Source organism: Acidimicrobiales bacterium (assembly GCA_041394245.1).
Taxonomy (GTDB): Bacteria; Actinomycetota; Acidimicrobiia; order Acidimicrobiales; family Aldehydirespiratoraceae; genus JAJRXC01.
The window spans coordinates 2,195,698-2,214,376 of the sequence record JAWKIR010000002.1; the positions used below are offsets into that span (position 1 = coordinate 2,195,698).

General features: G+C 68.1%; 16 protein-coding genes. 8 read left to right on the forward strand and 8 right to left on the reverse strand.

Features of this window, described 5'->3' with window-relative positions:
• The first annotated feature begins 1 nt into the window (after position 1).
• Genes R2707_10930 through R2707_10955 form a run of 6 tightly spaced genes read left to right on the forward strand, consistent with a single transcriptional unit; the run spans position 2 to position 6,386 of the window.
• Positions 2–1,465 carry an ABC transporter substrate-binding protein gene (locus tag R2707_10930; protein MEZ5245603.1) on the forward strand — a complete coding sequence of 488 codons (1,464 nt, stop codon included), beginning with the start codon at positions 2–4 and terminating at the stop codon, positions 1,463–1,465.
• Between the two features lie 10 nt (positions 1,466–1,475).
• Complete coding sequence (locus tag R2707_10935; GenBank protein ID MEZ5245604.1) at positions 1,476–3,737, forward strand: ABC transporter permease; 2,262 nt, start codon at positions 1,476–1,478, stop codon at positions 3,735–3,737.
• Positions 3,730–4,452, forward strand: a complete 723-nt coding sequence (locus tag R2707_10940) for an ABC transporter ATP-binding protein (GenBank protein ID MEZ5245605.1) — start codon at positions 3,730–3,732, stop codon at positions 4,450–4,452. Before R2707_10935 ends, R2707_10940 begins: the two co-directional genes overlap by 8 nt.
• Positions 4,449–5,165: an ABC transporter ATP-binding protein gene (locus R2707_10945; protein ID MEZ5245606.1), complete on the forward strand. Its 717-nt coding sequence runs from the start codon at positions 4,449–4,451 to the stop codon at positions 5,163–5,165. The genes R2707_10940 and R2707_10945 overlap by 4 nt, the downstream gene beginning before the upstream one ends.
• Complete coding sequence (locus R2707_10950; GenBank protein MEZ5245607.1) at positions 5,165–5,524, forward strand: hypothetical protein; 360 nt, start codon at positions 5,165–5,167, stop codon at positions 5,522–5,524. Before R2707_10945 ends, R2707_10950 begins: the two co-directional genes overlap by 1 nt.
• Position 5,525: 1 nt before the next feature.
• Complete coding sequence (locus R2707_10955) at positions 5,526–6,386, forward strand: amidohydrolase family protein (protein MEZ5245608.1); 861 nt, start codon at positions 5,526–5,528, stop codon at positions 6,384–6,386.
• A gap of 12 nt (positions 6,387–6,398) precedes the next feature.
• Here R2707_10955 and R2707_10960 read toward each other — a convergent pair whose 3' ends face one another.
• From R2707_10960 to R2707_10975, 4 genes are all read right to left on the reverse strand, one after another.
• Positions 6,399–7,952, reverse strand: coding sequence for an MFS transporter (locus R2707_10960; GenBank protein MEZ5245609.1), 1,554 nt, complete (start codon positions 7,950–7,952; stop codon positions 6,399–6,401).
• A gap of 190 nt (positions 7,953–8,142) precedes the next feature.
• Positions 8,143–9,693, reverse strand: a complete 1,551-nt coding sequence (locus R2707_10965) for an AMP-binding protein (GenBank protein MEZ5245610.1) — start codon at positions 9,691–9,693, stop codon at positions 8,143–8,145.
• A gap of 85 nt (positions 9,694–9,778) precedes the next feature.
• The gene (locus R2707_10970; GenBank protein MEZ5245611.1) at positions 9,779–10,204 is read right to left on the reverse strand and encodes an arsenate reductase ArsC; all 426 of its coding nucleotides are present in this window, start codon (positions 10,202–10,204) and stop codon (positions 9,779–9,781) included.
• 60 nt (positions 10,205–10,264) lie between these two features.
• On the reverse strand, positions 10,265–11,059 hold the full coding sequence (locus tag R2707_10975) for an SDR family oxidoreductase (GenBank protein ID MEZ5245612.1): 795 nt from the start codon (positions 11,057–11,059) through the stop codon (positions 10,265–10,267).
• 64 nt (positions 11,060–11,123) lie between these two features.
• Between R2707_10975 and R2707_10980 the strand changes: the two genes are divergently transcribed.
• Entirely contained in the window at positions 11,124–12,026 is a 903-nt protein-coding gene (locus R2707_10980; GenBank protein MEZ5245613.1) for an LLM class flavin-dependent oxidoreductase, read from the forward strand.
• Here R2707_10980 and R2707_10985 read toward each other — a convergent pair.
• The 4 genes from R2707_10985 to R2707_11000 are packed head-to-tail and all read right to left on the reverse strand — an operon-like array spanning position 12,004 to position 17,265.
• Positions 12,004–12,582 (reverse strand): GNAT family N-acetyltransferase, encoded by a 579-nt coding sequence (locus R2707_10985; protein MEZ5245614.1) that lies wholly within the window; start codon positions 12,580–12,582, stop codon positions 12,004–12,006. The two genes, R2707_10980 and R2707_10985, sit on opposite strands and share 23 nt — an antisense overlap.
• Before the next feature lie 8 nt (positions 12,583–12,590).
• Entirely contained in the window at positions 12,591–14,852 is a 2,262-nt protein-coding gene (locus R2707_10990; GenBank protein ID MEZ5245615.1) for a molybdopterin oxidoreductase family protein, read from the reverse strand.
• 32 nt (positions 14,853–14,884) lie between these two features.
• The gene (locus R2707_10995; GenBank protein ID MEZ5245616.1) at positions 14,885–16,024 is read right to left on the reverse strand and encodes a nitronate monooxygenase; all 1,140 of its coding nucleotides are present in this window, start codon (positions 16,022–16,024) and stop codon (positions 14,885–14,887) included.
• The gene (locus R2707_11000) at positions 16,024–17,265 is read right to left on the reverse strand and encodes an acyl-CoA dehydrogenase family protein (protein MEZ5245617.1); all 1,242 of its coding nucleotides are present in this window, start codon (positions 17,263–17,265) and stop codon (positions 16,024–16,026) included. Before R2707_11000 ends, R2707_10995 begins: the two co-directional genes overlap by 1 nt.
• A 244-nt stretch (positions 17,266–17,509) precedes the next feature.
• Here R2707_11000 and R2707_11005 point away from each other — a divergent pair, with 244 nt between their 5' ends.
• The gene (locus R2707_11005) at positions 17,510–18,592 is read left to right on the forward strand and encodes an alpha/beta hydrolase (protein MEZ5245618.1); all 1,083 of its coding nucleotides are present in this window, start codon (positions 17,510–17,512) and stop codon (positions 18,590–18,592) included.
• Positions 18,593–18,679: the final 87 nt, after the last annotated feature.

Here is an 18,679-nt window from a genome sequence, read left to right on the forward strand (position 1 = left end):
CATGTCGAAGAGAATCCTGTTCCGATGGTTGACCGCCGTCCTCGCCCTGGGCCTGATGGCCTCGGCGTGCGGCAGTGATCGTGACGACGCCGATGCCGGCGACGGCAACACCACGACGACCGCCGCCCCCGGCGGCGACAGCGGCGACAGCGGCGACAGCGGCGACAGCGGCGACAACACCACGACGACCGCGGCCGGCGCGACCGATCCCTGCGAGGGCGTCGCGCTGGAAGCCACCGAGATCGGGGTGACAGAAGACACCATCAAGGTGATCGTCATGGCCGATGTCGACTCGCCGCTCGCGCCGGGTCTCTTCCAGGGTTCGGTCGACGGCGTGATGGCGTGGGCCGACAAGGTCAACGCCGCGGGCGGCCTCGCCTGCCGTCAGGTCGAGGTCGAGTTCCACGACTCGAAGCTCAACGGCCAGACCACGGTCGAGGGCTTCCTCAAGGCGTGTGATTCTGCGCTGGCCCTCGTCGGCACGACCGTGCTGTTCGGCCTCGACGTCGAGGATCTCAACACCTGCGCCGACCAGGCCGGCAACCCCACCGGCGTGCCCGACGTCTCCTACATCACCACCGAGGTCCCCCATCAGTGCTCGGGCGTCAGCTTCCACCTCAGCCGACCGGGTGCCGAGTGCCCCTACGAGGGCGGCGAGCGCAGCTACCACGCGTCCGTCGGGGCCGTTTCGTACCTGCAGGAGAGCCTCGGGGTCGACTTCCAGGGCATCTTCCTCGTGCCCGCCGACCTTCCGTCGACGATCGCTTCCGCGGTTCCGCTCACCAATGCCCAGCGGGAGGTCGGCGTGACCTTCGACGGCATCTTCGGTGTCTCCGGGGCGGCCACACAGGCAGAGTTCGGTCCGTACGTGCAGACGCTGCGCGACAGCGGCTCCAACTACGTCTACAACGGTTCCAACGACCAGGCGATGCTCAAGCTCAAGCGTGAGGCTGCGCTCCAAGGCCTCGACACCGAGGCGATCAACTGGGTCTGCACCCTGTCGTGCTACACCCCGGCGTTCATCGAGGAGGGCGGCGCCGACGCCGAGGGTGTCTACATCTGGAGCTTCTTCCTCCCGTTCGAGGAGGCCGACACCAACGAGCAACTCGGCATCTTCATGGACAACATCGGCACCGACTTCCCGCCCGCCTGGGCGGCCGGCGCCTGGGTCGACGGGCTGCTCTTCGAACAGGCGGTCAACGCTGTCGTCGATCGAGACGGGCTCAACGGCCTGACCCGTGAAGCGCTCCTCACCGAACTCCGCAGCGTCACCACGTTCGATGCCGACGGATGGTGGTCGACAACCGACTTCACCACGACCGACACCATCGGCAGCTGCTTCGTACTGTTGCAGGTGCAGGACGGCGAGTACGTGCGTGTCCATCCCGAGGAGCGAGGCACACTCGACTGCTCGATCGATCCGGTCGCAGTGACTGCGGACCCCGACGCGTTCACGATGGACTGATCCCGATTTCGTGAAGCGACTCCCGATACGGACCTCGCTGTTCGTCGCCATCGGTGCCGCCCTGGCTTCCATGATCCTGCTGATCTGGAAGTACGGGGCGGACACCGATGTGACGAGCGAGAAGGTCGTCGTCGCCACCGTCGTAGGTCTGACCATCGGCGCGCTCTACGCGCTGTCGGCCACCGGTCTCGTCGTCGTCTACACGACGACCGGCACCTTCAATTTCGCCCACGGCGGCATCGGCGTGTTCAGCGCGTTCGTCTACTGGGAGATCGTCGAGAACCGGACCGGCCCCGAGCTCCCGCAATGGCTCGGGTTGCTCCTCGTGGTGCTGGTGGTCGCGCCGGCCCTCGGCGTGGCGATCGACCTCATCTTGATGCGTCGCCTACGCGATGCACCACTCGTGGTGCAACTGATGGTGACCGTCGGCCTGATGGTGTTCCTGCTCACCCTCACCGGGCAGATCTGGCAGGCCGACAAGATCCGCGGCGTCAGCTTCTTCTGGGAGGGTCAGGGGTTCTCGATCGGCGATCAGAAAGTCGCCTGGCACCGCTTCGCGAACCTGGTGATCGCCGCGATCATCGCGGTCTTCCTGCGCATCCTGCTGTTCCGAACCCGCATGGGCGTCGCCATGCGCGCCGTCGTCGACAATCGCGACCTCACCGCGCTCAACGGCGCGCGGCCGGGCGCCCTGTCGGCCTTCGCCTGGGCGCTCGGGTCGTCGCTGGCCGCCCTCGCCGGAATCCTCGTCGCCCCCGAGGTCGAGTTCAATCCGACCAACCTCAACTCCCTGATGCTGATCGTGGCGATCTCGGCGGCCGCCTTCGGCCAGATCCGCAGCCTCCCGCTGACGGTCGTGGGTGGCCTCCTCATCGGTCTCCTCGAGAGCTACAACCGGGAGTGGATCGATCTCGGCGCCGATTTCCCCTTCGCCGGGCGTGCCGTGGCTCCGATCGTGCTGTTCCTCGTGGTGCTCGCGCTGCCCCAGGCCCGCCTGTCCGTGGGTCGGGTCAGCAACAATCTCCGGCCCATCGAGCGCACGACCCACGTGTGGGAGGGCGCAATCGGCGCCATCGTGATCATCTTCCTGGGGTGGGCTGTCGCCCGCGGCGCGCTCCACTTCCTCGTCTGGGATCCGGGGGAATGGAGTTCGGTCAGCCTCAACAAGGGGATCTCGGCGATGGTGCTCGCCCTGATCGCGCTGTCGCTCGTGCCGCTCACCGGATGGGCCGGGCAGGTGAACTTCGCCCCGCTCGCCTTCGCGGGCTTCGGTGCGTTCCTGTTCCTGCGCCTCGGCTTGTGGTTCGGCATGCCCGACACCGCCGGTACGGGAAACCTCATCTGGCTGCCCGTGATCGGGCTGCTGTGCGCGCCCCTCGGCGCCCTGGTCGCGCTGTTCGCGGCGAGACTCAGCGGGCTCTATCTCGCCCTGCTCTCGCTCGCCTTCGCGCTGATCACCTCCAGCGTCCTCTTCCCCCATCCGCAGGTGTTTCCGCGGGTCCACACCTTCCAGACCCCGTATCTCGACGTCGGACTCTTCCGCCTCGACTTCGACTCCCGCTTCAGCTTCTTCATGCTGCTCGTGACGATGTTCGCGCTCGGCATGTTCGGCCTCATCGTGCTCCGGCGTAGTCGTTTCGGACGCCGCTGGGTGGCCATGCAGGACAGCCAAGCAGCGGCGGCGACGGTGGGCGTCAACGTGATCTGGACCAAGATCGTGGTCTACGCCACATCGTCGGCGATGGCCGGCATGGCGGGAGTGCTGTGGGCCACCAGCAAGTCGACGGTCGACTTCCGCGACTTCGATCTCCTCAACGGACTCACGATCGTGCTGCTCATGGCGGCCGCCGGCATGTCGTTCCCGATCGCCGGCCTGTTCCTGTCGTTCCAGTTCGTGTTCGAGGGTCTGGCCGAACGACTCGACCAGACCGACAACGTCGGCTTCCTCGTGTGGGTGCTCAAGGACTTCCTCGCCAAGTTCGGCCCCGGCATGCTCGCGATCGGCATGGTGGTGAACCAGCGCGGTGCCATCTTCGAGATGGGCAAGGGGTTTGCTCCGCTGCTCCCCTGGCGCAGCGATGCCCGCGCCGAACTCGCGGCGGAGAAGGCGAGCAAGCGCGAAGCCGAGATCGGCGGGCTGGGTCTGACCGAGCCGTTCACGAGCGAGGCCGTCGTCGGCCTCGACGCCGTCCTCGGCATCGTCGACGACGTGACACCCGGTGCCGGATACCACCACGGCGTCGCCCGGCCGATCGAGCCGACGCATGGCTGACGAGACCCTCATCGCCGAAGACATCGATGTCCGCTTCGGCGGCCTCCAGGCGCTCACCAGCGCCGCGGTGACCGCCCGCTCCGGCGAGATCACCGGGCTCATCGGGCCGAACGGTGCCGGCAAGACCACCCTCTTCAACGTGATCACCGGCCACCAGGCGCCCAACGCGGGCGACATCCGCCTGGGCGGCAAGAGCGTCCGCAGCTACGGCGTTCATCGCCGGGCCCAGCTCGGACTCTCGCGCACCTTCCAGAAGCTCGAGGCGTTCAACTCGCTGAGCGCCCGGGACAATGTGCTCGTGGCCGCCGAGATGAGCAAGCACAGTCGCAAGCCCGCCCAGCTGACCGACACGATCCTCGCCCGGGTCGGACTCACCGACGTAGCCGACATCACCGTCGGCACCCTGCCGACCGGCACGGCCCGCCTCGTCGAACTGGCCCGGGCGCTCGCGACCCGACCGCGGGTGCTCCTGCTCGACGAGGCCTCGTCGGGGCTCACCGAAGAGGAGACCTCCGCCGTCGGCGAGCTCCTCAAGCAGCTCGTGGCCGAGGACGATCTCGCCGTCCTTCTCGTCGAACACGACATGGGCTTCGTCATGACCACCTGCACCCGGATCCACGTCCTCGACTTCGGTCAGATCATCGCGGTCGGCACACCCGAGGAGATCCAGAACGACAAGGCCGTGCGCGGCGCCTATCTGGGGACCCACGAATGACCACTCCGCTCCTCGAACTGCGCGGCATTCGGGCCGGCTACGGCATCATCGACGTCCTCCACGGCGTCGATCTCGTCCTCGAGCCCGGCAGCGTGCTCGCGTTGCTCGGCCCGAACGGTGCCGGCAAGAGCACCACGCTCGCGGTCGCCAGCGGGCAGATTCATCCGAGCGGCGGTCAGCTCCTCATCGCCGGCCGCGAGGTCAACGGCGCCAAGCCCGATGCGCTCGCCCGGGCCGGTGTGTGTCTCGTGCCGGAAGGTCGGGGCGTCTTCCCGAACCTCACCGTTTCCGAGAACATCCGCATGATGACCTTCAGCGGCAAGACCTACGGCGAGGTCGCCGACAAGGCCTACGAGCTGTTCCCCCGCCTCGGTGAACGCCGCAAGCAACTGGCCGGGACCCTCTCGGGCGGCGAGCAGCAGATGCTCGCCATGGCCCGGGCGATGGCGACCGACCCGGCACTGCTCATGCTCGACGAACTCTCGATGGGACTCGCACCGATCATCGTCGAGGAGCTCTACGGACAGGTGGCCGAACTGGCCCGGGGCGGACTCTCCATCCTGATCGTGGAACAGTTCGCCCAGACCGTTTTGGGCGTGGCCGACACGGCGGCCATCATGCTGCACGGGCGCATCACCCGTATCGGCCAGCCGGCCGAGATCGCCGAAGAACTCACCGCTGCCTATCTGGGCATCGACTCTGGAGGACATTGATGACCGACGACACCAGCCCGCGGCTGCAGGAGTTCCAGAGCCAGGTCGACGACCTGCGACTCACCGGCGGCAAGGTCAACCCCGAGCGCACGGCCGTTCGCGGCGCGATCGCGCTCTTCGTGATCGCCATCGCGCTCGGCCTCGCCGCCTACTTCAGCTCCACCAGCGCGTCCGACTCGCGGGATCAGAACGAGATGATCATCCTCGCCCTGGTGGCGGTCGTCATCGCGCTGGGCGCGGCGGCGCTGTTCGTGCGGGCCAGCCTCACCCGCTACTTCCGCTACTGGCTGATCCGACTCGTCTACGAGGATCGGGCCAACACCGACCGGCTCATCGAAGCCATGAAGGAACGTGACTGAGATGGCAATGCCCGACGGAATCGGCGCGATCGACTGCATGATCTCGTTTCCCGCAGCCGACTTCACCCAATACGACTTCATCCGTCAGCAGCTGAAGGACACCGAGTCGACCGAGTTCGAGTTCCCGGTCGAATACATGTTCAAGGGCGTCCCCAAGGAGCTCTACGGCTCCGACGACCCGATCGCGTTGACGCTCGGCGAGATGGACAAGTACGGCATCGAGATCGGCCTCATCGGCTGTGAGGGCGAGGTCTCCCAGAAGGCGCTCACCGAGCACCCGGATCGCTTCCTCGCCCAGACCAACGTCGACCCCAACGACGTCGTCGGCGCCGTGCGCAAGATCCGCCGCGAACACGACGAGTTCAACACCCGTTCCGTCGGTGCGTTCCCCGCGGGCTGCGTGCCCCAGGTGCCGATCGACGACCCGAAGTTCTATCCCGTCTACGCGACGTGTTGTGAGCTCGACCTGCCGATCTTCGTGTGTGCCGGCATCCCCGGCCCTCGGTTGCCGTTCTCGCCGCAACACGTCGAGCGCATCGACCAGGTGATGTACGACTTCCCCGAGCTGACCTTCGTGACCCGTCACGGCTGTGAGCCGTGGCAGGACCTGGCGGTGAAGCTGATGCTCAAGTGGCCCGGCCTGCACTACTCAACATCGGCCTTCGCCCCCAAGCACTACCCGAAGGCGATCATCGACTACGCCAACACCCGCGGCGCCGACAAGATCATCTACGCCGGGTACTTCCCCATGGGCCTGTCGATCGAGCGCATCATGACCGAGATGAAGGACGTGCCGTTCCGCGACCACGTCTGGCCGAAGTTCCTGCGCGACAACGCCCGCCGCGTGCTCAAGCTCGACTGAGCGCCGCCGTCATCAGGGGTCGAGCAACCCCCGGGTCGACGCGTCCTCGGGATTGATGTCCTCGAGTTCGCGGTTGGCGGTCTCGGGATAGAGCAACGCGATCATCACCACGACGATCAGGGGCGCGATCCCGAGCAGCACGACCCCGCGCCCCAGTCCGCCGTAGCGATCGTCGAGCTGGCCGGCGATGACGAGACCCGTCGCCGACCCGGCCACGGTGATCGTCGTGATCACCGCGTTCGCCCGTCCCCGCAGCGAGGTCGGGAAGAGTTCGGGACCGTAGACACCGAGGGCCGGCACGGTCGCCGCGCTGAAGACGATCGACACCACTGCGACGAGCCACATCACCGCACCCTCGGAGTTGTACGTGAGGACCGTGGTCGCACCCCCGATCAGCACAGCGACCGCGCCGACGAGTCGACGTCCGTACACCTCGGCCAGCTTGCCGCCGACCACGATGCCGAGGATGCCGGGCAGCGACGTCGCCATGCGGAAACCGGAGATTCCCGAGGCCGAGAAGCCGCGCTCGTCCTTCAGGAAGTCGTTCAGCAGCTGGTTGGTCGGCGCCTGGAACGACGCGTGGATGAAGCCGGCGGCGGCCAGCAGCAGCAGTCGATTGCGGAACTGGCGCCGCGCCGCAGGTGTGCGGCGCACCTCGTCGTCACGGCGGAGCGCATCGGCCGCCGTGAACCGCCGAGACTCGGGCAGGACCCTGGCGACGGAACGACACATCGGAAGGAACAGCAGCGGCACGAGGAACAGCAGACGCCACGTCCAGTCGTCGATCCCGGCCACCGGCAACAACATGATCGACAGGAAGGCGCCGGCCCCTCCCATCATCACCAGCATCGAGACGGCATAGGCCCGGCTCCGCGGACCGACCTCCTCCGCGGCGACCACGCCCAGGAGGATGCTGGCGGTCGTCGCCAGACCGCGGGTGATCGTCTGTGTTCCCGCCAGCAACTCGATGTTCGGAACGATCGCGCCGGTCGCTGCGGCCACGCACGCTGCCGTCACCGTTGCGAGGAGCACCATCCGTCGTCCGCGTCGGTCGGCGATGACCAGCAACCCCAGCGACATGAGCACGCCGATACGAACCGCGGCGAGCGCATTGCCCTGCGCCGCGTCGGACACACCGAACTCGTCGACCGCGAACGTCATCGTCTGCGTCGTGACGCTGATCGCGTAGCCGACCACGAACGCGAGGGCGGACAACAACGCCACCATCTCCGAGACCCGGGCGCTCTGACGTTCCGGCGGGCTCCACCAGGGCCACGGGCGGTCGCCCGAGAGGTCGGCCATCTGGCGGCGGATGGGACGGGCGAACATGGCCCCGAATCCGGCCATCGCGGCCCGATACTCGAGGGTCTGGACGATCTCGGTCCCGAGTGCGGTCTCGCCGCGCACCTCGATCGTTCTCGAGTACTCGTGGAACGGTCCCTCGACGAGGTCGAACCGGCCGGGCGCCGTCTCCCGCTCGAGCACCATGTCGTCTCGGGCCCTCAGCAAGCGGTCGCGGGTCGCCGCGTCCACGACCCGTTCAGTGACGACGACCTCTCTTCGCATCGGCGCAGCCTGACAGACAAAGCGCAGCCTGACAGACATCGCGCGATCGGCACGAAAACGTGACACTCCCGGGGGTGAGCGCCCCCCGGGAGTGTCCCAAGCACAGAACGCACCTTGCTGGACAGGAAGGGTCGGAGCGTTCCAGAGGTGCAATCGGCACCTCCGGAGAGGAACTGAGGACGAGTCGATCTCAGATGGTGCGGCCGGCGTCGGCCCAGTACTCGTCGCGCAGATGGCGCTTGTAGAGCTTGCCGGTCGGATGCCGTGGCAGTTCCTCGCGGAAGTCGATGCTCCGGGGGCACTTGACGTCGGCGAGGTGCTCCCGGCAGTAGGCGATGAGTTCACGCTCGAGCGCTTTGGCGGCAGCGTCGTCGGCCGGCATCTCGACCGGTTGGACCACTCCCTTCACCTCTTCGCCGAAGTCGTCGTTGGGTACTCCGATCACGGCGATGTCCGCGACGGCAGGATGCATCGTCAGCAGGTTCTCGGCCTCCTGCGGATACACGTTCACCCCGCCGGTGATGATCATGTAGGCCTTGCGGTCGGTGAGGTAGAGGAAGCCGTCCTCGTCGAGCCGGCCCACATCACCGAGCGTGGACCAGCCCCGGTGGTGACGTGAGTCGGCCGTCTTCTCGGGATCGCCGTGGTACTCGAACTCGGCGCCACCCTCGAAGTAGACGGTGCCCGCCTCGCCGACCGGGAGCTCTTCGCCGTCCTCCCCCACGATGTGGATGATGCCAAGGATGGCCTGGCCGACAGTGCCCGGGTGTTCGAGCCACTGCTCGCTGTTGCAGTAGACGAAGCCGTTGCCCTCGGTGCCCGCGTAGTACTCGTGGATGACCGGACCCCACCACTCGATCATGTGGCGCTTGACGTCGACCGGACACGGTGCGGCCGCGTGGATGCAGGCCTGCAGTGACGACACGTCGTACTTCGCGCGTGTCTCCTCGGGCAGCTTCAGCATGCGGACGAACATGGTGGGCACGACCTGCGACACCGTGATGCGGTACTCGCCGATCAACCGCAGGTAGTCCTCGGGGTCGAATCGCTCCATCACCACGACAGTGCCGCCCGACATGTGGATTCCCATGCAGAAGCGCAACGGGGCGGCGTGGTAGAGCGGCGCAGGCGACAGGTAGCGCGAGTCCTCGCCGAACCCGAAGAGCATGGCGCCGAGACCACCGACGCCCGAACCGGCCTCCTCGAGCGGGGCAAGGCCGGCAGCGGGGATGATACCCTTGGGACGACCGGTGGTACCCGAGCTGTAGAGCATGTCGGTGCCGGCCACCCGGTTCGGCAGGGGGTCGGCCGACGCCTGATCGATCGCGTCCTCGTAGCTGTCGTAGCCGTCGATGGTGCTGTCGACCATGAGCCGCAACTCGACGTCGGGCATCTGGTCACGCAGCTCGGCGGCCTGGTCGGCCTTGTAGGGCGAGGTGATGAACACCTTCGCACCACAGTTGTCGATGATGTAGGCCATCTCCTCGGTGGTGAGGCGGCTGCTCATCGCCGTGTAGATCAGCCCTGCGTAGTGCGCGCCCCAGCAGATCGCGAGGAAGCGCGGATGGTTCTCCATGCAGAAGGCGACATGGTCGCCCGGCTGGAGACCCATGTCGCGAAAGACGTGTGAGAGCCGGTTCGCTTCCTCGTCGAGCTCGCGGTAGGAGATCTGCTCCCCCGTCGACGCCATCACGATGGCGGGATGATCGGGACGAGCAGCGGCGTGGGCTCCGGGGTACAACGGTTCCTCCTGGGATCTCTGACTCCCGGCAACCTACCCCCACCACATCCGGTGTCAGACACCCGCTACACGCGTGCGGGCCGAGTCAGACGCCGAGGCGTCGCATGAGGTCGCGGACCTTCACCTCGATCTCGTCGCGGATCGGGCGGACGGCGTCGACGCCGCGACCCGCCGGGTCGTCGAGCGGCCAGTCCTCGTAGACGGTGCCCGGCACGTAGGGGCACTCGTCACCACACCCCATCGTGACGACGACATCGACCCGGTCGAGATCACTGTCGGCCCAACGGCGCGGCGTCGCCTCCGAGATGTCGATCCCCCGCTCGCTCATGGCCGAGACGGCCGCAGGGTTGACCGCGTCGCCCGGGGCCGAACCGCCGCTGAGAACCTCGACGCGATCGCCACCGAAATGACGAAGGAACCCCGCGGCCATCTGCGATCGTCCGGCGTTGTGCACGCAGAGGAAGAGGACCGATGGCACCTCGCCGCCGACCGGGATCATGTCCTCGTCCATCCCCGCACCGTAGAACAGCCCGAGAAAGTACGGGTGTCTGACCCCCGGATACTTTCTCGGTCAGAGGGTGAAGCCGCCGTCGACGTCGAGGTGTTGACCGGTGATGAAGCGGGCTCGGTCGGATGCGAGGAAGCACACTGCTTCGGCGATGTCGGCAGCGACGCCGAACCGGCGCATCGGGATGTTGGCCCGAGCCGCATCGAGGGCACGCTCGTCGAGATCCCCCGACGCCATCAGCCGCTGCGCCATTCCGTCGGTGAGCATGCCGGGACCGACCGTGTTGGCTCGGATACCGAAGCGCCCCTCTTCGGCGGCGAGTCCGCGGATCGCAGCCTCCACCGCGGCCTTCGGGATCGACGACAGACCGTCGCGCACCGGGAATCTGCGGGTCGCGGCCGTCGTGACGGCGACGATGTTGCCCTCGCAGACGCGCAGATGGGGGATCGCCGGCTGGGCGACGGCGAAGAACCCCGCCGCGTCGGCGTCGAGCTGCCAGCGGACCTCGCTCGGCTCGACGCGGCTGAGGTGCTTCTGCGGAACGGTCGGACCCGCCGCGTAGACGAGCGTGTGGATCCCACCGGCGGCTTCGGCGATGGCATCGACCGACGCCTTCGCCTGTTCGTGGTTCGTGAGATCGAGGGCGACGGCCCATGCCCGGCGTCCCCACTCGCTGATGTCGGCGGCCAGAGCCTGCGCTGCATCCTCGTTGCCCCGATACGTCAGGGCGACATCGCTTCCCCGCACGGCCAGCTCCCGGCAGATGGCGGCCCCGAGACCACCGGACCCGCCGATGACGAAGGCGGTGCCAGGACGATCGCTGAAGTCGGTCGTGAGGTCGGTTCCGTGTTCGGTCACGGCGCCAGCGTCCCGCACATCGGCGCCCGAGGCCAACATTTCGTCGGCTGGCTACAGTCCCGGCATGCGACTCGGCGTCTCCCTGAACTCCACCCACGCAACCGACGAGCACGCACAGGGCGTGCAATGGATGCTCGAGCGGGCTCGCACGGCTCGCGATGCCGGTCTCGACTCGCTGAGCCTGGGCGACCACCACTCGATGCCGATCCCCTACTACCAAGGCGTGCCGATGGTCGGACGCCTGACCGCAGAGTGGGATCCGGCTCGCCCGCTCGGCTGCCTGTTCCTCCTCCCCCTGTGGAACCCCGTTCTCGTCGCCGAGCAGGTCGGCACGCTCGCGGCCTTGCACCCCGGGCCCTTCATCGTCCAGACCGGCATCGGCGACGGGAAAGGCCAGTTCGCGGCGATGAACGCCGACCTCTCGACACGGGGCGCCACGCTCGACGAGTCGATCCGGGTCATCAAGGGGTTGCTCGCCGGGGAGATCGTCGACAGCGAGCGCTTCGGCATCACCGGCGCCCAGGTCAACCCACGCCCGCCACGCGGCGTCGAGTGGTGGATCGGCGCCGGCGCACCCGGGCCGCTGCGCCGTGCCGCCCGCGAAGGCGACGCGTGGTACGGCGGCCCCCATGTCACCCCCGGCAACGCCGAGATGATCGACGCCTATCGCGAGGAGGCCGACCGGCTCGGCCGCCCGGCCAAGGTGATCGTGCGCAAGGACGTGATCATCCTGCGCGACGGCGATCGGGCCAACGCGCTCGGCGACGAACTCCTTCGCCGCGGCTATCGCGGCATGACCCGGGAGATGGTCGTCTATGGCGGCATCGATGCGGCGATCGAGCAGCTCGCACCGTTCGACGATCTCGGCGTCGACGAGATCGTCATCCGGTGCATGTCGGTCGACCAGGCCGACGCCATGGAGACGCTCGAGCTCGCCGGTGAGGTCAGGGCCGCGCTGGCGAGTTGAGCCACTCGGCGCGGGCGATCTCCCAGACCACCTCGACGCCGCACTCGCCCGGGCAGTCGATCTCGACGTCGCGTCGGACGGCCTCGAGATAGCCGAGCTTCTCGGGGATCCGACCGCTGGCGGCGTTGGCCGCGTCGTGGTGGATCTCGACGATGTCGATGCCCGCAACCGCGAACCCGGCTTCGGTGAGAAGCGTCGCGGCCGCGGTGGCCACTCCGGCACCGGCGCGATCGGAGCGCACCCAGTAGCCGATCTCGAGGCGTCGCGGACCGGGACGGGTCATGAGCCCGCACACGCCGATCACCTCGTCGGTTGCCGGGTCGGTCATGACGTAGTTGAACGCCTCCCCCGTCGTCCACTGCTTCTCGCACAGCTCGATGAACGCGACGCTCTCCTCGAGGGTCCGGGGCTCGTCGGTCATCCAGTCCATGAACGCACGCAGCTCCACCCGGCTGACCTCGATCGCCGCATGGATCCCCTCGGCGTGACGCGTGCGCACCCGTTCGAGCACGACGAGCGGGCCGAGCAGTCGGGTCGGGGGTTGCGGCGCGGCCACGGTGGAACTCATCGGGCGGGCGCGGGGAACACCTCTACCGGTATCCCGTTCAACACCGCGTTGCCCGAGAGCGGATCGATGATCGACGGATCGGTGAGCACATTGCTGTTGACCCCGGCGTGCTCGGCCGCGACAGCCATGCGGGCGCCCGGCGTTCCGTGCCCCCAGCCGTGGGGAAGACTGACGACCCCGGGCATCACCGAGTCGGTGATTTCGACGGGAGCGGTCACTTCACCGACCTGTGAGCGGATGATCGCGGCGTCACCGTCGCGCAGCCCGAGGTCGGCTGCGTTGTCGGGGTGGAGCTGAAGGGTGCAGCGCGGCTTGCCCTTCACGAGCACCGGGAGGTTGTGCATCCACGAGTTGTTGGATCGCAGGTGGCGACGACCGACCAGACGCAAGCGCGTGTCGTCGCTCCACTCCGCCAGTCGGGCCTCCAGACGGGCGAGCTCGTCGGCGAACGGACCGGCGAAGAGGTCGATGCGGTGCTCGGGGGTTCGCAGGTGGCCGGGCAGCCGAGGCTCGAGGGCTCCGAAGTCGATCCCGTGGGGGTTCTGGCGGAGAAGCTCGAGGGACAGCCCGCCCGGTGTCGCGCCGAACCCGTCGCCGCGAGGGCCGGTGCGCAACATCGCGTCGAGCACACGCTCGCTCCCCGTGTCGCCGTCGACCATGGCGAGGAGCTCCTCGAGGTCGCGACCGGCGACCGGCGACTCCTCGGTGTCGATCTCGGCCTGGAGCAGCCCGCCGAGCACCTGGTCGTGCAGCATGCTCGGGTCGGCGTCGGGTCCGAAACCGAGGGCGATGAGCGCCAGCGTCGCCAGGATGTCCTCCTCCGATGGCATGTCGGTTTCGAACACCGCAGGCGAGAAGTTCGCGATGTTGCGGATGCTCAGGTTCGTGAAGTTGAGGTCGTAGTGGCTCTTCTCGAGCGAGCCCGGCGGGGGGAGGATCACGTTGGCGTGACGGGTCGTCTCGTTGAGATAGATGTCGACGCTGACCATCGCGTCGAGGGACGCGAAGGCAAGGTCCATGCGGGCACCGTCGGGACAACTCAGGACCGGGTTGCCGGCGACCGTCACCATCATCTTCAGCTGACCATCGCCGGGCTCCAGGATCTCGTCGGGAAGATCGGCGACCGGGAACTCTCCCTGCACCTCGGGACGATTGTTGACCCGGCTGTGGCGTCGGCCGACACGATACGGCCGTCCGGGTTTCGTCGCCCGCACGCGATCGTGAGACGGTCGGGGGAACATCATCCCGCCGGGCTGGTCGAGGTTGCCGGTCAGGATCGCGATCACGTCGAGCAGCCATGTCGTGAGGGTCCCGAACTCGACGGTGCACGTGCCGATCCGGCCGTAGACGGCCGCACGCTTCGCGGCGGAGATCTCGTCGGCCAGCGCGTCGATCGCCGATGCCGCCAGACCGGTCGCCGCCGCGGCGACCTCGGAGGTGAAGGGCTCGACCGCGACGCGGAGCTGATCGATGCCGTCGACGAAATCGCCGACAGGACCGGTACCGGTGTGGCCGGTGGCGACCAGTCGACGCACGACGGCGGCGAGCAGCACGGCATCGGTACCGGGCTTGATCGGCAGATGGAGATCGGCCTGCTCGGCGGTGCGAGTACGGCGAGGATCGATCACGATGACCCGACCCCCACGCTCCTGCACCGCCTCGATCCGACCGGGGAAGTCCGGCGCCGTGGCGATGCTGCCGTTCGAGGCGTAGGGGTTGGCGCCCAGACACACGAACAGGTCGGTGCGATCGATGTCGGGCACGGGCATGGAGCCACCGCTGCCGTAGAGATAGCCGGAGGCGACGTGGCGCGGCATCTGGTCGACGGTGCTCGCGGAGAACACGGCGCCGGCGCCGAGCCCCTTGATCAGGTGGCGCGTGTGGGTCGCGGCGCCGAGCACATGGGCACCCGGATTGCCGAGGTACATGCCGACGGCCTCGTTGCCGTGCGCCTCGCGGACCTCCCGCAGCAGCCGGTCGACTTCTGCGTACGCCTCGGCCCACTCGACCTCCTCGAACAGGGGCGCACCGGCGTCGTCGAAGCCACGGCGGATCAGCGGCGTGCGGAGACGGTCGGGGTCCTCGTGCAGTTGCTTCAGCGTCGAGCCCTTCGGACAGATGAAGCCGTGGGAGAAGACGTCGTCGCGGTCGCCCCGGATCCGCTTCACCGCGCCGTCGGCGATCTCGATCTCGAGCCCGCACGTGGCCTCGCAGAGCGGGCAGGTGCGAAAGACGGTGCGATCGGCGGTGTCGGTCATGGGCTCATCGTGACACGCGACGAGACGGGCCGTCAGTAGTCGAGGTAGCCCTTGAGGCCTTCGACCGTGTCGATGAACTCCTCGACCATCTCCATCACGACCTGGGTGGCGGACTTGCGCTGGTTCATGGTCCCGACGATCTGACCCACGAAGTAGTTGGCGAGCTTCTCCGCGCCGGAACCGGCGGTGTGCGATGCCCGGTCGATGCGGCGCTGGGCCTGGGCGGTCAGGATCGGCTGGAGCGGCATGCCGAGCGGATCGGGGGTGTCACCGCGCTCCCACTCCTCGGTCCATGCCGACTTGAGCATGCGGGCGTGCTTACCGGTGAGCGAGCGCGACCGAATGGTGTCGGCCGAGCTCGCGGCGAGGAACTTCTCCTTCACGACCGGGTGGGTCTCGGCCTCGTCCGTGGTGAGCCAGACCGAACCGCACCACACACCCTGCGCGCCCAGCGCCATCGCGGCCGCCATCTGGCGGCCCCGACCGATGCCGCCGGCGCCGAGCACCGGGCGCGAGGTCGCGTCGACGATCTCGGGGACGAGCACCATCGTCCCGATCTCGCCCGTGTGGCCACCGGCCTCGGAACCCTGGGCGATGATGATGTCGACACCGGCCCGTTCATGGGCTTCGGCGTGCGACGGCCGGCCGGCGAGCGCGCCGACGAGTCGACCTGCGCCCTTCACCGCGTCGATCATGTGCTGCGGCGGCGGCCCGAGGGCGTTGTCCACGAATGCGGTCCGGTGCGCGAGGGCGATGTCGATCTGCGGCCCCGCCGCGTTCGCCGAGAAGGGAGCCGCGCCGCCACGGCCCAGGCCGCGGCCGCGGTTCCCGTCGTCGTCGGGCATCGGCGGGACCTCGTAACGGGCGAGGATGTCGTCGACGAACTCGCGATGCTCCGCCGGGATCATCTTGATGAGATCGTCGGTCGTGTAGCCGCCGTCCTCGTCGCCGGCGTATTTGGCCGGGATGATCAGGTCGACGCCGTAGGGCTTGTCGCCGATCTCGTCCTCGATCCATTGCAGGTCGATGTCGAGCGCCTCGGGGGTGTGGGCCACTGCGCCCAGGACCCCGAGACCACCCGCCTTCGACACCGCCGCGACCACATCGCGACAATGGCTGAACGCGAAGATCGGGAACTCGAGATCCAGCATCTCGGTGACCTCGTTGCGCATCAGCGGTGTCCCTTCGTTCGTTGGGCCTCGGCCCAGGTGAGTCCTTCTTCGGCATCGGGTTCCTTCGGGAGCCCCAACACCGATTCGGCGATGATGTTGCGCTGCACGGCGAACGTGCCGCCGCCGAGCGTGAGCGCGGGGGCGAACTCCCAGCCGTAGTGCCACACGCGATCGACGCCGGGGAACAGTTCCACCGTGCGGGGATCGGTGTTGATCTCGGTGACCCCTGCGCTCTCGGCGCCGGGGATCCGACCGGCCGGTCCCGATCCCTTCAACATCCCGGCCGGTCCGGCCAGGTCCTTGGCGAGTTCCATCACGTTCTGACCGTGCTCGTCGGCCATCACCTTCTGGATCGAGGCCTCGGGCCCCGGGGTCTTCCCCTTGAGCTTGCTGCTCAGCGTGCGGAGTCGGTTGAGGCGCAGCACCTCGGCGTCGCAGTGCAGCCGTGCGATCCGCTGACGCGTCACAGGATCGTCGATGCCACCACCCTGGCGCAGCACGTCGATCAGGTCGGCGGCGCTCGGGCCGCTTCCCCAGAGCGAACCGGCCGACGACAGTGAAACCCGTTCGTTGGCCAGTGTCATCTTGGCCAGACGCCAGCCGTCGTTCTCGACGCCGACCAGGTTCTCGACCGGCAGCCGCATGTCGTCGAAGAACACCTGGTTGAACGCGTGCGCCGTCGTCATGTCGATGATCGGTTGCATCGTGAGGCCGGGTTGGTCCATCGGGCAGATGAAATACGAGATGCCGCGTTGTTTGGGTCGGTCGACGTCGGTTCGCGCGATGAGGATCCCGAACTTCGCGTAGTGGCCGTAGCTCGACCAGATCTTGGCACCGTTGACGACGTACTCGTCACCATCTCGCACCGCGCGGGTCGAGAGGTTGGCCAGGTCGGAGCCGGCCTCGGGCTCGCTGAACAGCTGGCACCAGAACTCCTCCCCCTTGAGCAGCGGCGGCAGGTAGCGCGCCCTTTGGGCGTCGGTGCCCTCGAGCAGGATCGTCGGCGCGGCCCAGCCGATGCCGATCGGGTTCACCGGTCGCCGTACTCCGGCCCGCCGCAGTTCGTCGTCGATGATCAGCTGGTGAAGCGGATCGGCGTTGATCCCGTAGGGCTCGGGCCAGTGCGGCACGATCAGTCCGGCGTCGAGCAGCTGATCGGGGGTCGGCTTCGGGTTGGCCGACAACCACGACCGGAGCTCGAGTCGGCGAGGGTCGTCGTCGGACGGCAGGTCGAAGTCCATCGATCGCCACGCTAGCCACGAAGTTAGCGATCGTTCACACCCACGGTCGTGGTGTGACGTCCGTCCACGGGCGGAGCTACCCGCTCGATTCGGGAACCGAACGGCCGATCTGGACGTCATAGGTACCGACGATCCCCAACCGGCTGTCCCGATGGACAGCGGCCGAGCACCGCAGTCAGGCGAACTGGTGCATCACCCGACCCATCTCTCCCCTCGCGCGCCCCGGCGCCGATCGATCCGCTCCGTGCCTGGCGCCTTGTTCGCGCTCGCCCCCGTCGCCCTCGTCGCATCGCTCGTCGCCGGTCCCGGTGTCATCCCGGGGCAGGCGGCCGTGAGCGTGGCGCCGCCCATCGAGATCGGCGTCGCCCGCTTCCTCTCCGACCGATCGACGACGATCGCGCCGACCACCACGACATTGCGACCCGACGGCCGGCCCTCCCTCGGTCCCACCCTGGTCGCCGATGCCCGCCCCGGCGATCTCCGGATCGACCCGGAGGCCGATGCGCTTCCGGTCGGCTACGTCGCCGAACCGGCCGACGAGGTCATCCGCGACATCTCGTACGGGCCCGACGACGCCCACCGCATGGACCTCTACCTCCCGGACGCGACGAATGCGCCGGTCGTCGTCTACCTCCATCACGGCGGCTGGACCGGTGGCGACCGCGGCGATGTCCCGGACATGGTGTTGCGCTTCGTCGAACGCGGCTACGCGGTTGCCTCGGTCGGGTATCGCCTTGCGCCCGAGCACCCGTTCCCTGCGCCGATGCACGATGTGAAACGGGCCATTCGCGAGCTGAAGGTGTTCGGCGACGAGACCGGTCTGATCGACGGCGACGCGCTCGTCCTCTACGGGATCTCCGCGGGCGGCCAACTCGCCGCGTTCGCCGCCGCGACCGTCGGGGAGTTCGAGCCGGAGGGACTGACCGCCGCGCAGGCGGCCCGCGACTCGAGCGTGGCAGGGATCGTGGTCGTGGTCGGCCCGACCGATCTGGTCGAGCTGTACGACCATCCGCACGGTTGGGCCCGGCCGATGACCGGCGCCCATGCCGGGTGCGACCCCTGCACTGGCGAGCAGCTCGCCCTCGCAAGTCCGATCACCCACGTCCATGCCGACATGGCGCCCGCGTACTGGGCCTACGGAGGACTCGACCCGCTCGTCGACGCAGCGGCGCAGGGACGCCTGATCGCCGAAGCGTGGGCGGAAGCCGCCGGCGGCGACGCCTCGTGGCTCGACGTGGTGGAGAACGAGAGTCACGTGCTCGACGAGACGATGGTGAACCAGCGGAGTCTCGAAGCCTTCGTCGACCTCGCCGCCGGCCGAAGGTGAAACCTGGACGATCGCGCCACAGCCGGCCGGATCGGCGGCACCGTCCGCCGAAGGTGAAATGTGAACGATCGCTAACTTCCCGGTACG